Genomic DNA, 14,681 nt, shown 5'->3' with positions numbered 1-14,681 from the left:
ATTTCTTTTAGCACGTTTATTTATTTCATGCGCTAAATACTTATAGAAAGTTTGAAAATCCAAATAGGCAAATTCATCTTTCCCTGTGTACGAAATTAAAGCATCTTGTTCTATCAAGACATGCTTATCATCTAATTCTTGAAGCTTTTCACCGTGTGTAATAGCAAAGAACCTGCTCATCGCTACTTCAATTTCTTCCTCATCCATTTCACGAAACACTTCATTCATTACCTTACCTCGATAAATCATTTTCTATGCCAGACAAAATCCTATTATTCAGCCATTTTGCTACAATTATTTTACCATGCTTCATTAAAATATAACGGTTGTCTGAATCGCTATGTCTCGTTAAGATCAACCTTGATATTAATAATTTTATTATCACCGTAATAGGCTCCTGAAAATCACATAAAAAAGCCACCGCTCCAGGACCATCAATAGGCCCACGTAGCGAGTGGCTCATGTTTATTCAATTTTAGTTTCTTAATCTAGCTAGCTTTAGAACAGCCTTATTCCGTCGCCTTACCATGTTGATAGTGCCGACTCCCAGCCCGCCGATTCTTACGGCCAGTGACTTTCGACAATTTAGCCGCGCCATTAACGGCACCCGTCATCATCCGGTCAAATTGGCGATCACTCAACCATTTGCGTGCCGTTAATGACAAACCAGCACCCATCCCAGCGTGGTAACGCGTCTTCGGCTTAATGTCGTTGACCGCACGAACCATCAATTTAGCAATCACACCAGGGTTAGACGCGAACTGGTCGAATAACGACAACATTGCGCCAACTTTTACGGCTTGCTCATGATAGGCCGTCTCGCCAGATACAGCCAGCAAGTTCTTCTCAGCAATGCCCGCCCATTCGGTCTTGATGCCACCCGGTTCAATCAGGATCACGTCGATCCCGAACGGTGCGACTTCCATCCGCAAGGCGTCCGTCATTCCTTCGATGGCGTGCTTAGTCCCCATGTACCATGCGCTCAACGGCTGGTAGATCTTCCCACCGATTGAAGACGTATTGATGATCCGGCCGTGATGCTGTGCGCGCATCAGTGGCAAGACCAATTGCGTCAACCGCATCACACCGAAGACGTTGACCTTGAATTGGTATTCACCTTCCGCTAACGGCACGTCTTCCAACGCACCGTATGAGCCGTAACCAGCGTTGTTGATCAAGACGTCCAAACGCCCCTGTTCAACTTCGATCGTCTTAACCGCTGCGATCAACGTGGCTTCATCGGTCACATCCAGTTTGAGTACGTGCACTCCGGCCGCTGCCAAATCCGTCATCTTCTCGATACGACGAGCCGCACCGTAGACGATATTACCCTGCGCCTGTAGTTTGAGCGCGGTCGCTTTACCGATACCTGCTGAAGCACCCGTAATTAGAATTACTCGTGGTTGATTCATGTTTGTTCCTCCATCATTCCGGTTATTTACTGTCATGCTACGTCAAGTCCCGCCGAATTGCAATCGAATTCATTGCCGGTAATATGCTAAAATAGAACTAATCACAAACACGTTCTTTAATTGGAGGAATTCACATGTCAATAAAAATTATCATGGATACAGATCCTGGTATTGATGACGCTGCGGCAATCACGTTTGCACTCAATCATCCCGACTTGGACTTACAATTAATCACAACGGTGGCCGGCAACGTGACGGTCGACAAGACCACCATCAACGCCCTCAAGCTGACCCGTTTCTTCAATAGTAAGGTGCCAGTTGCGGGTGGCGCAGCTCAACCACTGTTAAAACCATTCGAAGATGCCGTTCGGATTCACGGTGTCTCTGGGATGCCTGGTTATGACTTCCCAACCGATCTACCTGATCCATTGCCAATGACCGCGGTTGAAGCTTTACGCGACTACATCATGGCAGAAGAAGAACCCATTACCTTGGTGCCAACCGGTGCTTACACGAATATCGCCTTACTATTCAAGACTTATCCCGAAGTGTTACCACACATTAAGGAAATCGTCGCTATGGGTGGTGCACTTGGTAAAGGTAACATGACCAGTGCCGCCGAATTCAACGTCTTCACTGACCCCCACGCCGCTGAAATCATGTATCAATCCGGCGTGCACATTACCATGGTAGGTTTGGACGTCACGATGAAAGCCTTATTGACGCGCGAATCCATTGATCAATTACCTGCATTAGGCCGCACGGGTACCATGCTTCACGCCCTCTTTGGTCACTACAACGACCGCAATCAGACGGGCGTTGCCATGCACGACGTTAACACCTTATTCTACCTACTACATCCAGAAGCCTTCACGACTGAAGACATGTGGATCGACGTGCAGACAGATGGCCCAGCTAATGGTGAAACTGTCGGTGATATCCGCGGTGCTTACCACGATGGCAAGACCAACGCGACAGTCTGTGTCGACATTAACGCTGACGCCTTCAACCAGTGGTTCTTGAAGACCGTCGCAGCAATCGATTAATCTCAATAAACTCATATTAAAACAAAACGTGATAACTAAAAACAGGTTACTTCAGAAATTAAAATTCTGAAGTAACCTGTTTTTTTCTTCAATTCAAATTAAATATCATCCGGCGCATCCAGAATCAACTGGATCAATGGTTGACCGAAATTGACTTCTTCGCCATTCTTCACTAAGAATGACTTGACGGTCCCAGCCTGCTTGGCAACAACTGGCCGCATCATCTGCATGGCCTGAATCAAGCCGACCTGTTGTCCAGCACTGACATGGTCACCAATGCTAACGTATGGTGCTTCCGCTGCCGAGTGTGCTGGGTAGTAAATTCCAACAACTGGCGCAGTGACGCATTCCTTGGGATCAATGGGTTCTGGCTTCGGTGCACTCATTGATTCAGCTGGCGCTTCTGATACTACTGGGATTACTGGAGCCGCAGACGTTACCCGTGTCTCAACGACTGGTTCCACTTCGGGTGCACTGGCCACTGAGACTGGTGTGGGCGCGATTGGTTCCGGTGTGACAACCGGTTCGCTAGGCAACGGTACGATTTGACCGGCATCTGCTGGCCTACCGTGACCCTTTTTTCCGAATTGAACACCAAAGTCCTTATCGTGGTATTCAAAACTAGTCAGACTACTCTGTTCAAATTTATCCATTAATTGATAGATCTTCTCTAATTCCATACAACACCCTCCAATAATTACGCTTCGATTATAACGCATAGTTTAGCGCAGGAATGTGGTGGAAGTATGAATCCTTCGTTAAGAATTCGTCAATATTCGAGCACTCACTTGCCAGCATCCCGCTTCATCAGGGATCAGACTGATTTTTAGTTCACCTTAATTGCTGCTATTACACTATAAGTCTGTGCTGCCCGCATCTTCCTGCGCCAGAAAATAGCCGTGGTGATCTAAGTCCCGTTTCAGGTCAGCCATCGTAAATTGATGGTAGTAGACGCGGTATTGGCGATCTGCCACCGAGAATAGATCGGTCAAGGTCTCACTGATATTGGCCGCAATCGCTGACTGGTTGACCTGTTCGTCCGTCTTAGACGGTCCCGTAATGAAGCGGGCATAGCTGATGGTTGGCGGAATCGTTAAGTCATACAGATCACCCAGATTCATATCAGCCAACGCCATTTCTAGTTGGTAACCCCCATTTTTACCGACCGTCCCTGTTAAATACCCTTGTTTATGTAATACGGATAAAATGTTGCGAATCATAACTGGATTCAAGTGCAACGATTGTGCCAGTTCCCGACTGGACACTTTGCTATCGCGGTGCACGTCTAAGTACAATAAACTGTGTACGGCTACCGAAAAATCTAGTTTCATACCATTTCCTCCGTCCTTTTGATCGTACTTCCATTCTACCACCAACTGTAATTTTGCTGGTTTCAATTCACTCCCAAATTACGCTATAATGACGACTGGGAGTGAAGATTATGCCATCTACCATTAGTGCCGCAACCTTTAAGTTGGCTGACGAAGTTGCTTTATCGCCAGCACAACAACAGTTAGAACAACAATTACTGACATTCATTAGCAATCATCTCAGCCAGCCTGAACCCGGGCTCTTCGTCATTCATGGCGACGCGGGTACAGGTAAAAGCGCCGTCCTGGCCGCTGCCTTCAGTCACTTGCAGGCGCTTAGTCGCAGCCAGACACCGCAGCTATTGCAAGATACCGAAAATTACTTAGTCGTTAACCATAACGAGATGTTGAAGATTTACAAACGGTTAGCTACAGATGATCCGAACCTTCGTAAAAAAGACTTTCAAAAACCAACACCACTCATCAATCGACTTGCCAAGCAACTGCAACAAGCTGACGTCGTCTTCGTTGATGAGGCGCACTTACTACTGACTCAACCAGATCGCTACAATCGCTTCACTGGTCACAATCAACTGACCGAACTATTAAAACACAGTCGTGTCGTCGTACTCGTATTCGACACAAAACAAGTTCTCAAACTGAAGAGTTACTGGCAAGCGAGCGACTTACAACCGTTTCTGAATCATTACCCGCACGCCACTTTCAATCTCGACCAGCAGTTACGAATTACTGGTAGTCCGGCTGTCGTCAACTGGATCAACAATTTTACTAATGGCCAGTTAGCCGCCCTACCACACGATCCGCATTTTGACCTCCGCATCTTTGACGATGGTCAACCAATGTACGACCGTATTCGCCAACAAGATCACCAGCACGGTTTGGCCCGCATGATAGCGACCGCTGACTTTCCCTACGTCGTTAACCACGGCACTTGGTACGTAACGGCTGGTGATCTGAAACTGCCGTGGGACAAGGTCAACCTCACCGATGACCCGTGGGCGCTGCGCCCAAAAACACTGGATGAGGTCGGTTCAATCTACACGATTCAGGGGTTTGATCTGAACTATGCCGGTGTGATCTTAGGTCCTTCCGTTGGCTACGATGCCACAACAGACCGGATTATCGTGAAACCGGAACGCTATGAAGACCAAGAAGCATTTAAGAAGCGCTCTGACCTCGGTGAACTAACGCAGTTAAAAGAACAGATCATCTTCAATTCAATCAACGTCCTCATGAAGCGCGGTCGTTATGGTCTCTACCTTTATGCGGTTGACCCAGCATTACGTAAACGTTTATTAGCGTTATAATTAAAGTTAATTACAAGAGGAGGGATTCCGCCATGCAAGTATCAATTCCGACCGTCGATGGGGCCCTAGCCGCAACTTACGCTAAACAGGCCGCTCCTACCCAGATGTACAAGGGCCACCCAATCATTTCATTTCCAATCAATATCAGTGACGTTCCTATGGGTACCCACTCATTAGCGTTTACTTTCGTTGACTACGATGCAATCCCAGTCAGTGGTTTCACTTGGATTCACTGGATTGCCGCCAACATTCCGGCTACCGTAACTCAGATTCCAGCAAATGCTAGCCAGACTGGTGCTATTCCAATGATTCAGGGGAATAATTCAACAGCCGGTCGTTACGTCAATGAGACTGATCTAAAAGTCAGTCAACATTACGTTGGTCCGTACCCGCCAAATAAAGACCACCGTTATTCCCTCAAGTTATTCGCATTAGATACCGAGTTAGATCTCCGACCAGGCTACTGGCTCAACGAATTTCACGATGCGATCGCGGGTCACGTACTTGCAACAGCGAAAACAACAGTCATTGGTAAAGCCTAATAATCAGGCACTAATATTTGGTACTAGCTTTCCACTTGTACCAACTCATATTTATTGACGTTAAAGCGGCTGTGACTTATTGTCACAACCGCTCTTTTTATTGCTTAGCCACAAACCAATTAATCGGCCATTACTATTTAAGCAAAGTATACCAAGAAAAATGCAATCAATGCGGGCAATCCTTGCACAACAATGATTGAACGACTCACCGTAGCGCTACCATAAATAGCCGCAACGATCACACAAGCTAGGAAAAATAACACGACTCCGGCACTCGCTACAGCCGGCACAACGAAGAGCCCGAATAAAATCCCAACTGCTAGAAAACCGTTATATAGGCCCTGATTCTTAAATAACAGCTGAACCGACGGCGTTTTCAAATCTTCACGTGGTACCCCAAACGCTTTGACGGCCATTTCACTATCCGCATTAAACATCTCTAACCATAAGATAAAACCGTGTTCGATTGCGACCACTATGGCCATAACTGTTGCTGCAATTTGCATCTGTAATTTCCTCCTGAGTATAAAAACATGTGGTTAGCGCCCTAATATTTTGTTAGCTTTCCAAACATACTGTCATTAAAACGTGTATCAAAAGCCCACTACCCTCGCTTAGTATCGCAATCTTGACGATTGAAAACCAATCATTCGTCTCGCAAAATTACGCTCAGTAGTGCCCCGGCTTCTGATACACGCTGTTACTTTATTAACACCCTGGCATCCACACGTCTTCCGGCTTAACGCCTTGCTCCTTCGCAAAAGCATTCCGTAGCGTTTCCATATCCATTAAATGATACGTCTGTGGATGTGCTGGATCATATGACTCGATCTGTGCCATCATGCCACCATCCTCATGTTCAATGATATGACAGTGATACATGTAGACCCCAGTCAGAGCAAACTTTACTTTAATTCTTACCGTTTCGCCTGGGTTAACTCCAACCGTGTCTTTCAAACCGTGTTCGTTTGGATAGACCGGCCCACCGTCACGAGATAGTACGGTGAATTGTGTTCCGTGAACGTGGAATGGGTGTACCATCCCATTTTTACAACTATTGGTATTGCGAATCTCCCAGATTACCACGTCATTGACCCGTTGACGAGCATCAATGCGTTGCATGTCGAACTTCTTACCATTCAATGCAACTTCATCATCCATGCCATCCATCGTAATCTTACGGACCGGCACATCCGGTGTTGGTGCTTCGTCTAAAATATCGACTAAGTGCTCTGGCAACTTGGTGTCATCAGGGACAAAGTCCTTAATTCGGAACTGGCATAACGCCGTTTCATCCGTCATTAAGGTCACGACATCGCCAACGTGATACTTGCCAAAGTCGACCACAATTTCGTCGCGTTCCGCACAAGTTACCATCACTTTAGTCATGTAGACCGGTGCTGGTAAGATACCCCCATCGGAAGCAACTTGAGCAAACGCTAAGTCATCATTAAAATGCAAGCGCCATTCACGACGGTTAGAGCCATTTAAAATCCGTAAGCGAACACGTTGGGTCGTCACATCAAAGTAAGGATTGACCGTCCCGTTAACCAGTGCCGTGTGCCCTTGAACACCATCAGGATCATAATCCGCCCGGTAATCAAACTGATTATCAGCATGGAATTCACGATCCTGTAAGACCATTGGAATGTCATCGACCCCATAATTACGCGGCAGTGGCAGTTTGGCCTCCACAGCATCCTGCACAATGACCATCGTGGCTAAGCCTTTCCAGACCTGCGTTGCTGTCGATGGACAAGGATGGGCATGTAACCAAAGTGTTGCGGCTGGTTGCTGCACTTTAAAGTCAATATGATTGGTCTCACCTGGATAAACGGGTGCATGACAACCTCCATCCGTAATCGGACCTGGCACGTTCAAACCATGCCAGTGAAACGTCGTTAATTCTGGTAGGTCATTCTTGAGATCAATATGGGTCTGCTTACCTTCACGAAACACAATCGTCTGGCCCAAGAAACTCGCATTATACCCCCAAGTTTTTGTTGGTTGCCCAGGTAAAAAATGTGTAGTACTTTCCTGTGCCGTTACGGTATAATAGTCACTTGTGGCTGTTTGACGATCCGGCTTAAGCAACGGCGGAATCGCTAACGGTTGTGGTTCAACTTTTGGTGTGATCAATGGAATATAACCACCATCATGTGTGTTGTAAGCAGGTTCATCAAAAAAATAATCAGTGTAGACTTTTTTTGCCATATTGAGATCCCCCTAAAATTAAAATTATCCTATATAATAGCGCGACGTTATAGCTCGTCATGTCTAGTTTAGAATTATTTTAAATAGGTGTCAATCGTGCGCCTGCTGTTAAGCTAGCTGCCGACCCAGCTTAGGCTCGCTAATTAGTATAACTGATTAACTTGCTGGCTAGCTTCATCACCTAACAGCGCATTGGTTACTAAGTGATCAAAATAACTGGTCTCAACAACACCGGCTAGTACTGCTAGTTCGGTATTTAGTGCGGGTAATTTCGCATAACTTGGAAAATGACAGTCAATTAGCAGATTGCCGTTATCAGTTAACGTGAAACCATCCCGGTTAGTCGCCGTACGAATAGTTGCCTGACCACCCAGGTCACCAACCGTTCGCATGACGAGCGATAATCCGGCAGGTAAAACTTCCAGTACTAACGGCGTCTTAATATCGAACTCATCTACTAACCGTTCTTGCATGGTCAGTAGCCAGTATTCATCTGCGAGACTAGCAATCATCTTTTCGTTAGCGTGAATACCACCGCCACTTTTTAATGCATTACCATGATGGTCCAATTGGTCACAACCATCAAATGCAATATCGACACGCTCACAATACTGCGTGTCCACAACCGTATAACCTAAAACCGTTGCTAATTGTCGCGTCGTTGGCGAAGGCGTCACAATCGTAATCTCGTTAATAAGATTAGCCGCCTCCTTAACGAGTTCACCGACCGTACTGCCGCCGCCAAAACCGACCACCATTCCTGGTTTGATCAGTGTTAGTGCTTGTTGAACAATGGCTTGTTTAATCGTCATATTTATCACTCCCATAGATTATGAATCATTACATATTCTCTTCTAAATGCCTATAAATAGCAATAACTGATGTGTTTGTTTGCCCAAACACACCAGTTATTGTCGTATAGCATAACGCTGATAAATGATAGCGTATTTAACTAACCGTTCAGTTGGCATAATACCCAATTGTGCCAACTAGTTCAAACTTCTCATTATCACACTGACCACCGCACATTTTATAATGGGGTTAGTTGATGCCAACCTTCATTGTAAAGAGAGAGGGTTACAACAATGAGTAAAAAGCGTCATAGTCTATTAGTTCGCTTAGTTTTAACAGTTATTATTAGTTTCGGGTTAATTCCCGTCGTCAATGCACAAGCGTCAGCAACACCATTTTCACGTAGTCGCTGGCCACGTGCTCAAGTCACATACGTGATTCAAGCACCAAGTTATCAACGAAATGTCTATCTAGCTGCGATCCGTGCATGGAACGCAACCGGACAGTTCAGATTTGTCCAAGGCTCAAATGCTCATCACCAAGTTATCTTAACAACCAGTACTTCAACTACTGGACAGTTCTACCGCTTATCAGGAATCACATTTCAAACCGGCTATCATAACGGCTACTACACTCAATCTCGTGTCTTATTACTGACACGGAATCTAAGTAATTTCCGTTATTCCTATACGGATCAAGTTCATGTAGCTGAACACGAATTAGGGCATTCAATGGGCCTACAACATAGCCGTGATCGACACAGTGTTATGTTGAACAACAACCGCTATAACGGCATTAGCAGTGCCGATATTGCAGCTGTCAGACTACGTTACCGATTAGCAGTCGGTAGATTATAGTCCCAGCAATCAGGCTTGTCATTAAAACTCGTGGGTATGGTCGGACCCCACTTCAATTAATGCCACGCCCTCGAAAGAATCACGAGCTTCAATCGTGATTCTTTTTTTGTTGCCAAAATTCACACAACACTTCAATCAATCCCAAATCAGCAATAACCCAATGCTAATTTAATTAGCTATGTAATAAGTAACCGTAACTACCCAAGATAAGTAAGACGTACCCAGCAGCGGCACCTAGCGCAAGTAGCATCTCACTCCCCGGCTTAAATCCGTGCCGGCGACAAAAGGCTAAACAGCCACTAGTCACGACCATCAGTGAAAAGCCAATCATCACAACACTCAGGAGCCTTCCCCACTTACCCAGCAAGGCACAGCCCACACCAAGTATCGTTATTACGATAATAATTAGCCACCGTTGACGCCCAGTCAGTTGTTGATACATATTACATCCCACCATATATAGTTAATGCAGTTAATATTACTCTACTTGAATTTTACCATTTTGTTAAGGATTTGCCAACTAAACTAATTATTAGATTATTAAGCTTGTTGACGTTCATCCGCTGATTCAAGCCCCAAAGCCTCATCAAACGCGTGGAATTTTTCAATGATCGTCTTCGCAGAGTTTTGGAACTTAGCTTGTTCGGTTGCCGTCAATGCCAACTTGGTGACCTGTTCAACGCCGTGTTTACCAATAATCGCTGGTTGACCAACGTACGTTCCAAACGTTTCGTTATAGGCCGACACCGGACAAGCTAACCGAGCATCTGCCAAGACTGCTTCGCTCAACTTAACCGCACAAGTCGCAATTGCAAAGCTGGTGTAGCCCTTGCCAGAATGCACTGCCCAACCGCCGTGCCGGGCTTCCGCTTCCAATTCGTCCAAGTCTAAGTGGTACTGATCCACTAACGTTGTAATCGGAATACCGTTGACTTGTACCGTCGACCACGCGCTGAATTGGGATTCACCGTGTTCACCATAGACGTAACCACTGATATTCTTGGGATCACAGTTGAAGACTTCTGCCACCACTTTTTGCATCCGGGCCGTATCCAGAAAAGTCCCCGTCCCAAAAACTTGTTGCCGAGATAGACCAGTCGCTCGCTGAAAATAGTGCGTAATCGCATCACAAGGATTCATCGTATCGATAACAACACCGTTAAAACCGGTCGCTTTAACTTGCGGTGCGATTGCCTGCACAATGTGCTGCGTATACTCAAACTCAGCCCAACGATTACCCGACGCATGGTCAAGTGCGTGGATGTTGCCACTAGTAATGAAGAGAATATCCGTATCAGCTAGTTCCTGATAGTCATTAATCTTGATAATCGTTCGGCTGTCCAAACGAGCCTGGGCATCTTGTAGATCCAACTGTTCTGCGCGAGCTTTACCCACGTTAGTATCAATTAACACCAATTCGTCGGCAATTCCTTTACAAACTAACGTATAGGCAATGGTTGCCCCGACATGACCAACCCCGATAATCGCATATTTCCGCATAAGCTGAACCTCCACTATTTATTATGAGAATTGTTCTCATTTATTTTTAATGATTCCAACCATACAGCGGTCTTAAATTATCGTCAATTTTAGAAAGCGGTTTAAGCGACAGATAGTTATTATCTTAATGACTATCTCACAAATACCCAGCTAGCGGTCACATTAAAATTAAGATAATTAGCTATTCGCGGGCCTATTCTCAACATTCTTCACCTTCTATCCAGCTATACGACCTTAACTAATCATTCACAGAACACTAGCTGATATAGATGTTACAAAACATTACACTACTCGGCTTAAAAATCGCTATTTCAAGCCATGATTGTTTGTAATTTGACTTAAATCTAAAAAAACAGTGTGTTTATTAAAAATCAATGTTATAATTTCTAACATCAAATGGTATGGATGGGAGTTGGGATTATGAGTGCTGCAAATTCAACATTTTTAGTTTTGTCTAGCATATTGGTATTGTTCATGACACCAGGGTTAGCCTTTTTCTACGGGGGCTTAGTTTCTAAGCGTAACGTCGTCAATACGATGTTATCTGTCTTCATGATCTGTGGTTTAGCGATCCTACTCTGGGTTGCTTTCGGCTACTCGCTATCTTTTTCCGGTGATTTCGGCGGTATTATCGGTAACTTCAAAGCAGTTTGGTTGCATGGCATCGATCTAACCGCCTTGACGCCAACTAAAATCCCCAACGGTCTGTACCTTATTTTTCAAATGATGTTCGCAATTATCACACCAGCGCTCTTCGTCGGCGCCGTCGTTGGTCGGATTCGTTTCAAATTTCTCTTAACCTTCATTATCTGTTGGTCACTACTGATCTACTATCCCATGGTCCACATGGTCTGGGACAACGGCCTGTTAGCTAAACTCGGCGTGATCGACTTTGCCGGTGGGACCGTGGTTCATATCAACGCCGGGATTACCGCCCTCGTCTTATCAGCTTTCCTTGGTGCTCGCCACAAGTATAGTAAAGATGCCACGCAGCACTACAACATCTTATGGGTCCTCCTTGGGACTGCTATTCTCTGGATTGGTTGGTACGGATTCAACGCCGGTTCAGCACTTGCCATGAATAGCATTGCCATTCAAGCTTTCCTAACCACGACCATTGCAACCGCCACTTCTATGATGACGTGGATGGTCGTCGATATGTTAACTAAGGGCAAACCAACCTTAGTTGGCGTCTGTACCGGTACTCTGTGTGGCTTAGTTGCCATCACGCCAGCTTGTGGTTACGTTACCGTTAGCGGTGCCTTTTGGATTGGCCTCATCGCCACCTTAACCAGCTACTTATTTATCACTAAAATCAAACCACGTCTAGGAATTGATGACGCCCTTGACGCATTCGGTTGCCACGGCGTTTCTGGAATCGTCGGCAGTGTTCTAACCGGACTCTTCGCTAGCAAAGCCGTCAACAATACCATTTCACTCAACGGGCTCTTTTACGGCGGCGGATTCAAATTGTTTGGCCTTCAGTTATTAGCCACCGCCTTCACGATCGTGTTCACCGCTATCATGTGCATCGTGATCATCGTTATTCTAAAACGAGTCATCAGAATGCGGGTCGATGCGCACGAAGAAGAAGTCGGTCTCGATCAAGGTGAACACGGTGAAGTTGCCGACTACACCGTCGAATTGAGTCGTGATCTAAGCAGTATCCAGCAACACAGCGACGAATTCCAGGGGCAACTCTCACAACTGCATGATCAGCAGCATCGATTCCGGTAATACTAATTACATCTCAACTATCCAAAAAGCCGCCTGATTTTTTTCAGGCGGCTTTTTCATCTATTTAGAATCCATTTCGCTAAAGACCAAGGTTTAACTAGGAAACAATTATCCAATTAACAAAGACTTACTAAAATTTAAGTGGTATTTACTGAAAAACCGTCAGTTGATTACTATTTAAAATAGTAATCAAAACTAGCCGTTAGGGGTGATCTGACAACGCTCAGCCATGAAATTACACTTAGCTGAGTGGTTTGCTCAGGTTAGTGTAAGGCCGAGTTTTGAGATTGACAGCGGGTTGTGCTGGTGAGCTCAAAATCGTGCCCATGGCGTTCCAGCGTTTTCAGATCGCCCCGGTAGGCGGATAAATCCGCACGTATCGCATTTATTTATAGAACAATTAAACTAACTCAATACGTAAAGTGATAACTAATCTTAACCTCGTGACCGTCTCATCAACCGGACACCCGTGATGACCGTCGCCACCAAACAGATCCCCAGCGATACCATAAAGGCCACGTGCATTCCGTCGATGAAGATTTCAGGATGAGCTGGTAAGTATGACGTCACCTTGTATCCTGCTGTACGGCTCATTGCTGAATACAGTACCGTCGTGGCAACCGAAATGCCGACAATCATGCCGAGTTCACGAGCCAGTGCGTTGATACCACCCGCGACACCAAGATCCTTAACCGGCACTGAACTCATCACGATCGAGTTATTTGGCGCCATGAAGATCCCGTTACCGAAACCAACCAAGCCAACGAAGAACAGGAAGAACCACAATGGCGTTGCTAATCCTACCACCATGTAGCCAATCTGACTGATTGAAATCAAGACCAGACCGACAAACGTTAATAATTCGGGCCCAATCTTATCTGAAATCGTCCCGGCAATCGGTGCGACAACTACTTGCACGATTGGAAAGACCATCAAGGCATAACCAGCGTAGTTCGCTTCTAAGCCACGGGCATTTTCCAGATAAAACGGCGCAATTACGTTAAAGAAGAAGTTCGCAATGAAGATCAAGAGCGCACATAAAATACTGATACTGAACTGCGCGTTTTTAAACAACTGTAATGCCAGCAGCGGATTGTCGTGATGCAATTCGACCCGAATAAAGATTACTAGGGTCACTAAAGCTACCGCGAACAAACCTAAAATAGTGGGTTGCGTAAACCCAATCTCTTGCCCGATGAAGATTCCCGCAAATAATGCCACAATCAGCACTGCAAACAAGCCTGCTCCCGCTTTATCGAGCGGTTGTTGGGTCGTTGTAATATCCTTGGGTAAAATCACCGCACCCAAGATCATCGCAAGAATTCCAACTGGCACGTTGATCCAGAAAATATAGCCCCAGCTCAAGTGAGCCAAAATCAAACCACCGATTCCGGGTCCCGCAATGCTCCCCAGTGCAACGAATGAACCAATCATTCCTAGTGCTCGTCCGCGTTCCTTGAACGGAAAGACTTCGGTGATAATCCCGTTATTAGTACTCATCGTCATCGCCGCCCCAATCGCTTGAACGCTTCGAGCCGCTAACAACACACCTAAACCAGAATTAAAACCTGATAATAATGAACCCAGAATAAATAGGATCGACCCGAGCTTAAAGACCCGAATCTTACCGTAAATATCACCGAGTTTTCCGAATAATAGCAACAGTGCACAAATCACAATCAAATAAATCGACACGACCCACTCCGCTTGGTTCATCGGAATGTTCAAATCCTTACTCATCACGGGTAACGCAATGTTCACGATACTACCATCGAGCGTTGACATAAATGTAAATAGACACACCGCTACCAAGATCCACCAGCGGTGCTTTTGAATTTGCGGGTCCGCCGCAAATGCTGTTGTTTTCATCAATTCTTTACCCCTTTGTTTGCGTTAATCGTTCAGTCACCCATGTTAATTGTGCTTGGGCTCGTACCCGCTGC

14 protein-coding genes and 1 pseudogene are annotated in these 14,681 nt (G+C 45.6%); 5 read left to right on the top strand and 10 right to left on the bottom strand.

Going from position 1 to position 14,681, the window contains the following annotated elements; genetic code table 11:
* A pseudogene (locus ACG95_RS13045) lies at positions 1-228 on the bottom strand (hypothetical protein); the annotation flags it as partial.
* 281 nt (positions 229-509) lie between these two features.
* Entirely contained in the window at positions 510-1,412 is a 903-nt protein-coding gene (locus ACG95_RS13040) for an oxidoreductase (RefSeq protein WP_048000951.1), read from the bottom strand.
* Between the two features lie 134 nt (positions 1,413-1,546).
* Here ACG95_RS13040 and rihC point away from each other — a divergent pair, with 134 nt between their 5' ends.
* Positions 1,547-2,458: a ribonucleoside hydrolase RihC gene (gene rihC, locus ACG95_RS13035; RefSeq protein ID WP_048000950.1), complete on the top strand. Its 912-nt coding sequence runs from the start codon at positions 1,547-1,549 to the stop codon at positions 2,456-2,458.
* Between the two features lie 98 nt (positions 2,459-2,556).
* Here rihC and ACG95_RS13030 read toward each other — a convergent pair whose 3' ends face one another.
* Positions 2,557-3,138, bottom strand: coding sequence for an acetyl-CoA carboxylase biotin carboxyl carrier protein (locus tag ACG95_RS13030; protein WP_048000949.1), 582 nt, complete (start codon positions 3,136-3,138; stop codon positions 2,557-2,559).
* Positions 3,139-3,312: 174 nt separating this feature from the next.
* Positions 3,313-3,789, bottom strand: a complete 477-nt coding sequence (locus ACG95_RS13025; protein ID WP_048000948.1) for an Rrf2 family transcriptional regulator — start codon at positions 3,787-3,789, stop codon at positions 3,313-3,315.
* A 110-nt stretch (positions 3,790-3,899) separates the two neighbouring features.
* Between ACG95_RS13025 and ACG95_RS13020 the strand changes: the two genes are divergently transcribed.
* Together ACG95_RS13020 and ACG95_RS13015 are read left to right on the top strand one after the other, a co-directional pair.
* A complete protein-coding gene (locus tag ACG95_RS13020) occupies positions 3,900-5,096 on the top strand; it encodes a DUF2075 domain-containing protein (protein ID WP_048000947.1) in 1,197 nt (398 codons plus the stop codon).
* 32 nt (positions 5,097-5,128) lie between these two features.
* Complete coding sequence (locus ACG95_RS13015; protein ID WP_048000946.1) at positions 5,129-5,638, top strand: YbhB/YbcL family Raf kinase inhibitor-like protein; 510 nt, start codon at positions 5,129-5,131, stop codon at positions 5,636-5,638.
* 137 nt (positions 5,639-5,775) lie between these two features.
* Here ACG95_RS13015 and ACG95_RS13010 read toward each other — a convergent pair whose 3' ends face one another.
* The 3 genes from ACG95_RS13010 to rpiA all read right to left on the bottom strand — a co-directional run bounded on the left by ACG95_RS13010 (position 5,776) and on the right by rpiA (position 8,664).
* A complete protein-coding gene (locus ACG95_RS13010; protein WP_048000945.1) occupies positions 5,776-6,144 on the bottom strand; it encodes a DUF1304 domain-containing protein in 369 nt (122 codons plus the stop codon).
* Between the two features lie 202 nt (positions 6,145-6,346).
* Positions 6,347-7,852 (bottom strand): multicopper oxidase family protein, encoded by a 1,506-nt coding sequence (locus ACG95_RS13005; RefSeq protein WP_048000944.1) that lies wholly within the window; start codon positions 7,850-7,852, stop codon positions 6,347-6,349.
* Positions 7,853-7,995: 143 nt separating this feature from the next.
* Complete coding sequence (gene rpiA / locus ACG95_RS13000) at positions 7,996-8,664, bottom strand: ribose 5-phosphate isomerase A (protein ID WP_048000943.1); 669 nt, start codon at positions 8,662-8,664, stop codon at positions 7,996-7,998.
* A gap of 273 nt (positions 8,665-8,937) precedes the next feature.
* On the opposite strand from rpiA, the gene ACG95_RS12995 reads away from it, so the two are divergent.
* Positions 8,938-9,501 (top strand): M57 family metalloprotease, encoded by a 564-nt coding sequence (locus ACG95_RS12995; protein ID WP_048000942.1) that lies wholly within the window; start codon positions 8,938-8,940, stop codon positions 9,499-9,501.
* Between the two features lie 172 nt (positions 9,502-9,673).
* Here the strand turns inward: ACG95_RS12995 and ACG95_RS12990 are convergent, their stop codons facing one another.
* On the bottom strand, positions 9,674-9,943 hold the full coding sequence (locus ACG95_RS12990; protein ID WP_048000941.1) for a hypothetical protein: 270 nt from the start codon (positions 9,941-9,943) through the stop codon (positions 9,674-9,676).
* A gap of 98 nt (positions 9,944-10,041) precedes the next feature.
* Positions 10,042-11,001: an L-lactate dehydrogenase gene (locus tag ACG95_RS12985; RefSeq protein ID WP_048000940.1), complete on the bottom strand. Its 960-nt coding sequence runs from the start codon at positions 10,999-11,001 to the stop codon at positions 10,042-10,044.
* A 420-nt stretch (positions 11,002-11,421) separates the two neighbouring features.
* Between ACG95_RS12985 and ACG95_RS12980 the strand changes: the two genes are divergently transcribed.
* Entirely contained in the window at positions 11,422-12,738 is a 1,317-nt protein-coding gene (locus ACG95_RS12980; RefSeq protein WP_048000939.1) for an ammonium transporter, read from the top strand.
* Between the two features lie 435 nt (positions 12,739-13,173).
* On the opposite strand, the gene ACG95_RS12975 is transcribed toward ACG95_RS12980, so the two are convergent.
* Positions 13,174-14,607, bottom strand: a complete 1,434-nt coding sequence (locus ACG95_RS12975) for an MFS transporter (RefSeq protein WP_048000938.1) — start codon at positions 14,605-14,607, stop codon at positions 13,174-13,176.
* Between the last annotated feature and the right edge of the window lie 74 nt (positions 14,608-14,681).

This window comes from Lactiplantibacillus herbarum (assembly GCF_001039045.1).
GTDB lineage: Bacteria > Bacillota > Bacilli > Lactobacillales > Lactobacillaceae > Lactiplantibacillus > Lactiplantibacillus herbarum.
This window is presented reverse-complemented; position numbering and strand designations above follow the sequence as displayed.

Coding starts and splice junctions, on each gene's coding strand:
- ACG95_RS12980 (WP_048000939.1), top strand. CDS start 11,422: ATGAGTGCTGCAAATTCAACATTTTTAGTTTTGTCTAGCATATTGGTA.
- ACG95_RS13030 (WP_048000949.1), bottom strand. CDS start 3,138: ATGGAATTAGAGAAGATCTATCAATTAATGGATAAATTTGAACAGAGT.
- ACG95_RS13010 (WP_048000945.1), bottom strand. CDS start 6,144: ATGCAAATTGCAGCAACAGTTATGGCCATAGTGGTCGCAATCGAACAC.
- ACG95_RS13040 (WP_048000951.1), bottom strand. CDS start 1,412: ATGAATCAACCACGAGTAATTCTAATTACGGGTGCTTCAGCAGGTATC.
- ACG95_RS13020 (WP_048000947.1), top strand. CDS start 3,900: ATGCCATCTACCATTAGTGCCGCAACCTTTAAGTTGGCTGACGAAGTT.
- rihC (WP_048000950.1), top strand. CDS start 1,547: ATGTCAATAAAAATTATCATGGATACAGATCCTGGTATTGATGACGCT.
- ACG95_RS12990 (WP_048000941.1), bottom strand. CDS start 9,943: ATGTATCAACAACTGACTGGGCGTCAACGGTGGCTAATTATTATCGTA.
- ACG95_RS13005 (WP_048000944.1), bottom strand. CDS start 7,852: ATGGCAAAAAAAGTCTACACTGATTATTTTTTTGATGAACCTGCTTAC.
- ACG95_RS12985 (WP_048000940.1), bottom strand. CDS start 11,001: ATGCGGAAATATGCGATTATCGGGGTTGGTCATGTCGGGGCAACCATT.
- ACG95_RS13015 (WP_048000946.1), top strand. CDS start 5,129: ATGCAAGTATCAATTCCGACCGTCGATGGGGCCCTAGCCGCAACTTAC.
- ACG95_RS12995 (WP_048000942.1), top strand. CDS start 8,938: ATGAGTAAAAAGCGTCATAGTCTATTAGTTCGCTTAGTTTTAACAGTT.
- ACG95_RS13025 (WP_048000948.1), bottom strand. CDS start 3,789: ATGAAACTAGATTTTTCGGTAGCCGTACACAGTTTATTGTACTTAGAC.
- rpiA (WP_048000943.1), bottom strand. CDS start 8,664: ATGACGATTAAACAAGCCATTGTTCAACAAGCACTAACACTGATCAAA.
- ACG95_RS12975 (WP_048000938.1), bottom strand. CDS start 14,607: ATGAAAACAACAGCATTTGCGGCGGACCCGCAAATTCAAAAGCACCGC.